This window comes from Streptomyces sp. SID3212 (assembly GCF_009865405.1).
In the GTDB taxonomy this organism is placed as follows: domain Bacteria; phylum Actinomycetota; class Actinomycetes; order Streptomycetales; family Streptomycetaceae; genus Streptomyces.
Genome location: NZ_WWJY01001176.1, coordinates 1 through 7,943, shown reverse-complemented (window position 1 = coordinate 7,943; position 7,943 = coordinate 1). Strand labels below are relative to the sequence as shown.

8 protein-coding genes are annotated in these 7,943 nt (G+C 72.8%); 7 read left to right on the top strand and 1 reads right to left on the bottom strand.

Features of this window, described 5'->3' with window-relative positions; translation table 11 throughout:
- Window positions 1-712 (top strand): peptidoglycan bridge formation glycyltransferase FemA/FemB family protein (locus GT042_RS35275; protein ID WP_161312765.1); only part of this gene is annotated, 712 nt, incomplete at its 5' end.
- 43 nt (window positions 713-755) lie between these two features.
- Here GT042_RS35275 and GT042_RS35270 read toward each other — a convergent pair.
- The gene (locus GT042_RS35270; RefSeq protein ID WP_161312764.1) at window positions 756-1,955 is read right to left on the bottom strand and encodes a helix-turn-helix domain-containing protein; all 1,200 of its coding nucleotides are present in this window, start codon (window positions 1,953-1,955) and stop codon (window positions 756-758) included.
- A 227-nt stretch (window positions 1,956-2,182) separates the two neighbouring features.
- Here GT042_RS35270 and GT042_RS35265 point away from each other — a divergent pair, with 227 nt between their 5' ends.
- The 6 genes from GT042_RS35265 to GT042_RS35240 all read left to right on the top strand — a co-directional run.
- Entirely contained in the window at window positions 2,183-2,983 is an 801-nt protein-coding gene (locus GT042_RS35265; protein ID WP_161312763.1) for an ABC transporter ATP-binding protein, read from the top strand.
- Window positions 2,980-3,807, top strand: a complete 828-nt coding sequence (locus tag GT042_RS35260; RefSeq protein WP_345944039.1) for an ABC transporter ATP-binding protein — start codon at window positions 2,980-2,982, stop codon at window positions 3,805-3,807. The genes GT042_RS35265 and GT042_RS35260 overlap by 4 nt, the downstream gene beginning before the upstream one ends.
- Entirely contained in the window at window positions 3,804-4,694 is an 891-nt protein-coding gene (locus GT042_RS35255; RefSeq protein ID WP_161312762.1) for a branched-chain amino acid ABC transporter permease, read from the top strand. Before GT042_RS35260 ends, GT042_RS35255 begins: the two co-directional genes overlap by 4 nt.
- Entirely contained in the window at window positions 4,687-5,841 is a 1,155-nt protein-coding gene (locus GT042_RS35250; protein ID WP_161312761.1) for a branched-chain amino acid ABC transporter permease, read from the top strand. The genes GT042_RS35255 and GT042_RS35250 overlap by 8 nt, the downstream gene beginning before the upstream one ends.
- Entirely contained in the window at window positions 5,838-7,109 is a 1,272-nt protein-coding gene (locus GT042_RS35245) for an ABC transporter substrate-binding protein (protein ID WP_161312760.1), read from the top strand. Before GT042_RS35250 ends, GT042_RS35245 begins: the two co-directional genes overlap by 4 nt.
- 21 nt (window positions 7,110-7,130) lie before the next feature.
- The coding region (locus GT042_RS35240) for a GNAT family N-acetyltransferase (RefSeq protein WP_161312759.1) at window positions 7,131-7,943 on the top strand (813 nt) is incomplete at its 3' end.

Here is a 7,943-nt window from a genome sequence, read left to right as displayed (position 1 = left end):
GGCCACCACCACCGACCCCCGCGCCCTGCGCGTCGCCGACCGGCTGCGCGAGCTGGGCTGGCGCCAGGGCGAGGACCCGGCCGGGGACGGATTCGCCGCCGGGCAGCCCCGGTACGTCTTCCAGGTCCCGCTCGAAGGACGGTCGCTGGACGACATCCAGCAGGGCTTCAACCAGCAGTGGCGCCGTAACATCAAGAAGGCCGAGAAGGCCGGGGTCAAGGTCGTCCGCGGCGGGTACGACGACCTGCCGGCCTTCTACACGCTGTACCGGGAGACCGCCGAACGCGACCGGTTCCTGCCCCGGCCGCTGCCGTATTTCGAACGCATGTGGACCGCGCTCACGGCCGAGGACCCCGACCGCATGCGGCTCTACCTCGCCCACCACGACGGCGAGATCCTCTCCGCCGCCACGATGCTCACCGTCGGCGACCACGTCTGGTACTCGTACGGTGCCTCGACCTCCCGCCGCCGGGAGGTGCAGCCCAACAACGCCGTCCAGTGGCGGATGTTGAGCGACGCACACGCGGACGGGGCGCGCGTCTACGACCTGCGCGGCATCACCGACACCCTCGACGAGAGCAACCATCTGCTGGGACTGCTGCGCTTCAAGGCGGGTACGGGCGGCGAGGCCGCCGAGTATCTGGGCGAGTGGGACTTCCCCCTCAACAAGCTGCTGCACAAGGCGTTCCAGCTCTACATGGGCCGCCGCTGAGTCCTGTGTCCCGGCCAGATCCTGTGTTCGGGCAGGATCCCTGTCACCCCGGCGTCAGCCGGAACGCGTCGAGGGCCAGGGTCATCTCGATCAGGTCCCGGGGCCGGGACAGCGAGCGGGACGTGAGGTGCTCCAGCCGCCGCAACCGGTTGAACACCGTGTTCCGGTGGCAGTACAGCCGGGTGGCCGCCCGCCCCGCCGAACCGCCGTACTCCAGCCAGGCGTCCAGCGTCTCCAGCAGTACGGCCCGGTCGGACGGGTCCAGTTCGAGCAGCGGGCCGAAGACGTCCGCGATCAGCCGGGCGGCCAGTTCCGGCTGGCTGACCACCAACGCCGTCGGCAGGCAGGCGTCCAGACGGACCATCAGCTGCGAGCCGGGGGCGACTGTCCGTAACGCCGTCTCGGCGAGCCTCCGCGCGAGGCCCAGTTCGGTGAGGCTCTCCACCACCGGGCTGATCCCGCCGGGCCCAGGACAGGGCCGGCCCAGCTCCTCGGCCAGCTCGGCGAGCCCCGCCTCCGGTTCCAGGGCAACCACCGCGATCTCGCAGTCGGCCCGCATCCGCCAGAAGAACCGCATGCCGTCGGCGGCGGTGATCCGCTCGAACGGCTCGCGCCCGCCCTGCCGTTCGACCCGGACCACCACCACCGCGTACCGCCCCTGCTCGGGCAGATCGAGACCCGCCGCCGCGCGGGCCGCGAGACCCGGTGAGGCCCGGCCCTCCAGCAGCGCGTCCAGCAACGCCTGCACGCGTTCGTCGCTGCGTCGGTGCATCTCTCTCTCCGTCGTCCGGTACGCCTCGGCGACGGCGGTCGCCTGGACATCCACGCCCGACCACATGTGGGACGCCGTGTGCACCAGTAACGGCAGGTCCGCCGGGTCCTGTTCGCCGACGATCCGCAGCAGTTCGTCCCAGACGAGATAGCCCGCGTGCCGGTAGGCGTGCAGGAGGAGGTCGAGCGCCAACCCCTGTTCCGCCCGGCGCCGCCCCAGGGCTCTGGCGTACTCCAGGTCGGGCCGGGGCGCGTCGCGCGGCGCGGTGATCGCCTCGATTCCGTACCGCATGGCCCGGTCGATCTGCTGCCAGTGCTCGTCGCGCGGCACGGCGAGGTCGAACTGGACGGAATGCGCGCGCAGTTCCTCGATCAGCTGGTCGGTGAGGCGTGGTACCCGGTCCAGCAGCGCGCGCGAGGCGCTCGCCAGAACGGACCACTCGCGATCGGTACGCGCTCGGTGGCCACCCATGGCTGGTGAGGATGCCATCGACGGCCCCGGCGGGACAGCCCCCCGGCCGGAAGAGCTCCAGGACCGCCGTGCGGTGTTGTGCGCGTGCACAACGCGGGCGGTGCGCCGCTGGTCATCGGCAGCGATTGTGCCCGGCGTCGTGGACGCTGCCACCGCCCGGTGTTGTGGTGTGGCTCCGGAACGGACGGCCGCCCCGCGGGGCGGCCCGGAGGAACGGAGGCCCTGGGATGACCGCGCTCGAAGTGCGTGCGCTGTCCGTCGGTTACGGTCCGGTGCGGGCCCTGCGCGAGGTCTCCCTCGACGTGCCGCCCGGCCGGATCGTCGCCGTGCTCGGTGGGAACGGCGCGGGCAAGTCCACGCTGCTGCGCGCCGTTTCACGCACCCTCCGGTTCCACCGGGGGAGGGCGGGCGCGGGCACGGTCCGGTTCGACGGCCGCCCCCTGGACGGGCTCGCGCCGGCCCGGGTGGTGGCCGCGGGGGTGGTCCACGTGCCGGAGGGGCGGCAGGTGTTCGCCCGGATGACGGTCGCGGACAACCTGCGGGCGGGCGCGCTGGGCGCGCGGGGCGGTCGCAAGGAGGCCGCACGGAGCCTGGCGCGCGTACGGGAGCTGTTCCCCGTACTCGCGGACCGCGCCCAACAGCGGGCCGGACTCCTCTCCGGCGGCGAGCAGCAAATGCTGGCGCTGGGACGCGCGTTGATGGCCCGCCCGAAGCTGCTGCTCCTGGACGAGCCGTCGCTGGGACTGGCCCCGCTGATGGCCGCGCGGATCGCGGAGACGATCCAGGAGATCAACACCACCGGCACGTCGGTCCTCCTGGTGGAACAGAACGCCGCGATCGCCCTGCGCCTCGCCTCGACGGCCTACGTCCTGGAGGTCGGCGAGGTCACCCTCGAAGGCGACGCGGCGGCCTTGGCGGCGTCGGACGAGGTGAGGCGCCGCTACCTCGGCGTGTCCGACGAATCGGCGGCGGCCGACGCGGCCGTCGCGGGCGCCTCCGCCCCGACCCTGAGGCGGTGGACCGCGTGAACACGCCCCCGACGCCCACCGAAGCGCCGCCCGGGCTGACCCTCACCGACCTCACCGTCCGTTTCGCCGGGCTCACCGCGCTCGACGCCGTTTCCTTCACCGTCGAGCCCGGCAGTGTGCACGCCGTCATCGGGCCCAACGGCGCGGGCAAGTCCACCTGCTTCAACGTCCTTTCCGGTGTCTACCGGGCCACGGCGGGCAGCGTATGCCTCGGTGACACCGAGCTGACCGGGCTCGCCCCGCACCGGATCGCCGCACTGGGCATCGCCCGTACGTTCCAGAACCTCGCCCTGCCCCCGCACGCCACCGTCGCCGACAGCATGCTGCTCGGCCGCCACCGGCTCACCCGCGCCGGGTTCCTCGCCACCGGGCTGGGGCTGCCCTCCGCCGCCCGGGAGGCCCGGCGCCACCGGGCCAGGGTCGCCGAGATCGCCGCGTTCGTGGGACTCGCCGACGACCTCGACCGCCCGGCCGGGACCCTCCCGTACGGCAAACAGAAACTGGTCGAACTGGGCCGCGCGCTCTGCATGGAGCCCCGCGTGCTCCTCCTGGACGAGCCCGTCGCCGGGATGACCGCCGACGAACGGCGGCGCACGGCCGCCGTCGTCGCCGGGGTGCGCGACAGCCTCGGCATCTCGATCGTGCTGGTCGAACACGACATGGGGGTGGTGATGCGGCTCGCCGACACGGTGACCGTCCTCGACTTCGGCCGCCGGATCGCGAGCGGCCCGCCCGCGCGCGTGCAGAACGATCCCGCCGTCGTACGCGCCTACCTGGGCGCCGACGCCGCGCCCGACCCCGCCGAGCAGGAGCCGACGCCGTGACCACCTTCATCGAACTCCTCCTCGGCGGCCTGTCCATGGGCTCCGTCTACGCGCTGATCGCCCTCGGCTTCGTGGTCATCTTCAAGGCCACCGAGGTCGTCAACTTCGCCCACGCCTCCCTCCTCCTGGCGGGCGGCTACCTCACCGCCGTCCTCCACGACGACCTCGGCTTCTGGCCCGCGCTCGCCGTCGGCGTGGCGGGCGCGGCGGTGGTCGGCTCCGCCGTCGAGTTCCTGGTGATGCGCCGCTACCGGGGCTCCGACCACAGCGTCCTCGCCATCGTCACCATCGGCGTCGACATCCTGCTGACGACCGAACTCACCCGCCGCCTCGGTACGGACGTGCTCGCGCTCGGCGACCCCTGGGGGGACCGCGTCCTCACCTTCGGCGGGGTCACCCTCGCCCAGACGCGGGTGGCCGCGTTTGTCGCCGCCGCCCTGCTCATCACGGCGTTCCTGCTCGCCTTCCGGTACACCACCTGGGGTGTGGCCATGCGCGCGGCGGCCGAGAACCCCACCACCGCCGCGCTGATGGGCGTACGGCTCGGCAGGGTGTCGCTCTCCGCGTGGGCGGTCGCCGGGGCCCTCGCCGCCGTCGCCGCGCTCTTCCTCACCGTCTTCCCGACCCCCGGCCTCGAACGTGCCACCTCCCTGGCCGCCCTCAAGGCCTTCCCCGCCGCCATTCTCGGCGGCCTCGACTCGACCACGGGCGCCCTGGCGGGCGGACTCGTCGTGGGGGTCACCGAATCGCTCACCACCGGCTACCAGAGCGATCTGGCCTTCCTGGGACGCGGGATCGGCGACCTCGCCCCCTATCTGGTGATGGTCGCCGTCCTCCTCGTCCGGCCCGCCGGTCTCTTCGGCACGAAGGAGCCGGCCCGTGTCTGACGTCCGATCCCCTGACACCACGTCAAAGTCGCCCACCGATGGGCGACCTGGCCGACCCGGTCGCGCCGGGCGGCCCACGCTCGCCCACCTCCCCGCCGGCCCACGCCCCTACCTGTGGGCAGCCACCACCGTCGTCCTCCTCGCCCTCCCCTTCTACGCCGACCGCTTCTGGCTCCAGGCCGGCCTCTTCGCGATGGCCGCCGCGATCGGCGCCGTCGGCCTCAACCTCCTCACCGGCGCCACCGGCCAACTCTCCATGGGGCACGCCTTCTTCCTCGCCGTCGGCGCGTACGGCTACTGCCTCTTCGCCGGCGACGGCCGCGCCGAGAACGGCCACCGCCTCGTCGGCCTCGGTCTGCCCACCTGGCTGGCCGCCGTCCTCGCGGTCCTCCTCGCGGGCGTGGCAGGGGGCCTGTTCAGCCCCATCGCGGGCCGCCTGCGCGGCGCCTACCTGGGCATCGCCACCCTCGCCCTGATCTTCATCGGCCAGCACCTCCTCTTCAACGCCGGTGATCTGACCGGGGGGTTCAACGGCCGCGCCGTCCCGCCGCTCTCGCTTTTCGGCGTCACCTTCGACGACACCGAGACCGTCGTGGCGGCCGTCCCCTTCCACTCCTCGGAGAAACTCTGGTACGTGGGCCTCGCCGCCCTCCTCGCGGGCGGCCTCTTCGCCCGCGGCGTGCTGCGCGGACGGCCGGGCCGGGCCATGAACGCCATCCGCGACCACCGCGTCGCCGCCGGGGTGATGGGCGTCCCGGTGGCCCGCTACCGCGCCGCCGTCTTCGTCCTGTCGTCCATGTACGCGGGCCTCGCCGGCGTCCTGCTCGCCCTGCTCTTCCAGCGCACCGTGCCCGACTACTTCGGCATGGTCCTCGCCCTCGAATACCTGGCGATGATCGTCATCGGCGGGCTCGGGACCGTCGCGGGCGCCGTCGTCGGCGCCGCGTTCGTCTCCCTGCTGCCCCAACTCCTCACCCACTACAGCGACAGCCTGCCGCTGGTCTCCGACCCCGGCACCGGAGGTCTCGCCCCCGGCGAGGCCTCCCGCTACCTGTACGGCGCCGCGATCGTCGCGGTGGTCCTGTTCCTGCCCGGCGGTCTCACCCGCCCGACTCTGTCCCCACGGTCCTCACGGGAGAAGACATGACCCCATCAGCCCGTCACACCCTGAAGGGCGGCGCCGCACTCCTGGCCGCCCTGGCCCTCGCCCTCACCGGATGCAGCGGCAAGGCCACCGAGAAGGACACGAAGAGCGAGGACGCCGGGGGAGTACGGACCGGGGTCGGCGTCACCGCGAAGACCATCAAACTCGGCGTGCTCACCGACATGACCGGGGTGTACGCCTCCCTCGGCAAAAGCGTCACCCAGGCCCAGCAGTTGTGGGCGAAACAGACCAACGCGGCGGGCGGGATCTGCGGCCGTACGATCGAGCTGACCGTGCGCGACCACGGCTACGACCCGCAGAAGGCCGTCGCCGCGTACACCGAACTCGCCCCCGGGGTCCTCGGCTTCGCCCAGTTCATCGGCTCCCCGTTCGTCGCCGCCGTCGAACCGCGCATCGACGGCCAGGACAAGGGACTCGTACTGCCGCAGGCATGGTCGGCGTCGCTCCTCGGCAGCCCGTACGTCCGCGTGATCGGCGCCACGTACGACGTCGAGACCATCAACGCCGTCGACTACCTCCTCGCCGAGAAGCGCGTCGCGAAGGGCGACAAGATCGGCCATGTCTACTTCGAGGGCGACTACGGCGAGAACGCGCTCGTGGGGTCCAAGTACGCCGCCCAGCAAGCAGGGTTGACGGTCGTCGAGCAGAAGATCAAGCCGACGGACAACGACATGTCCGCGCAGGTCGCGGCGCTCAAGCGGGCCGGCGTCAAGGCCGTGATCGTCAGCGCGGGCCCCCGGCAGGCCGCCTCGCTCGTCGGGGTCGCCGCGGCCACCGGCTTCCAGGTGCCCGTCATCGGGAACAACTCCGCCTTCGCGCCCCAACTCCTCGCCACCCCGGCCGGACCCGCCTTGATGAAGGACTACTACGTCGCCTCCTCCACCCTCCCCATCGGCTCCACGGAACCGGCACCGGCCAGGCTCGCCAAGGAGTACGCGGCGGCCTACCCCGAGGACGTGCTCGACAACGGTGTGGTCGCCGGATACACGGCCGGGCAGGTCTACGGCGATGTCCTCAAGAAGGCCTGCGCGGCGAAGGACCTGACGCGAGAAGGGGTCGGCAAGGCGCTGCTCACCGTGACCGCGTACCAGAGCGGCTTCGGTATCACGCACAACTTCTCCGACCCGGCGGCGCCGTCCACCCGCGAGTCCGTGATCATGAAGCCGGACGACAAGGTCCCCGGTGGCCTGCGCGTGGTGCGCCCCGCCGAGGTCGCGAAGGCGGCGGAGTCCTTCCAGGTGGGCGGCTGACGTCCGGTCTACAGTCGGGGCGTGCGGATACGGAACGCCCGCCCCGGCGAGGCACGGACCCTGAGCGCGCTCATGCTGCGCTCGAAGGCGCACTGGGGGTACGACGCGGCGTTCCTGGCTGCCTGCTGGGACGAACTCACGCTCGGCGCAGAGGAATTGACGGCCCGGCGGGTGGTGGTCGCGGAGGACGTACGGTCCGGCGTGCTCCTCGGAGTCGCCTCGCTGGAAGGCGAGGCCCCGGACGGCACAATCGGCCTGCTCTTCGTGGAGCCGGGCCTGATCGGCCGTGGCATCGGCAGGACGCTGTACGCACACCTCCTCGACACCGCCCGCGCGGCCGGCTTCACCCGGCTGACCATCGACTCCGACCCGCACGCGGTCGGCTTCTACCGCGCCCTCGGCGCCCGGCCCGTCCCCGGCGGCGGCGCACTGCCCCGGCTCCGGGTGGAGCTGTCCGCGCGTGCGGGGTGGCTGCGGGCGTGGACCGGGGGACGGCGGGCCGTACACCTGGGCAACATCGCCGAGTTCCAGGCCCAGTTCGGGTCGCTGGGCCCGGCCGGGCTGCGGGCGGCCGGACACTACGCGTGCCTGGCCGCCCTGATCGGCCCGCACCCGGCCGCGGTGGTCCTGCCCCGGCCCGTCCCGACCGGCTGGATCGGCCTCCTGGCACGCCAACTGGCCTGGGAACATGTCGAGATGTACGACGACCAGGGCGCCGAGGTCGGAGACGACTCAGGGGACGACCTCGGCGGCGATCTCGGCGGCGGCCCCGGTGATGGCGCCGGTGACGGTCCCGGTGAAGGCGTCGACGCCGGCCGTGCCACCGTGGCGGCC

Excerpts from the sequence above, each read along its gene's own strand:
- GT042_RS35265 (WP_161312763.1), top strand. The coding sequence starts at position 2,183 with ATGACCGCGCTCGAAGTGCGTGCGCTGTCCGTCGGTTACGGTCCGGTG.
- GT042_RS35270 (WP_161312764.1), bottom strand. The coding sequence starts at position 1,955 with ATGGGTGGCCACCGAGCGCGTACCGATCGCGAGTGGTCCGTTCTGGCG.
- GT042_RS35245 (WP_161312760.1), top strand. The coding sequence starts at position 5,838 with ATGACCCCATCAGCCCGTCACACCCTGAAGGGCGGCGCCGCACTCCTG.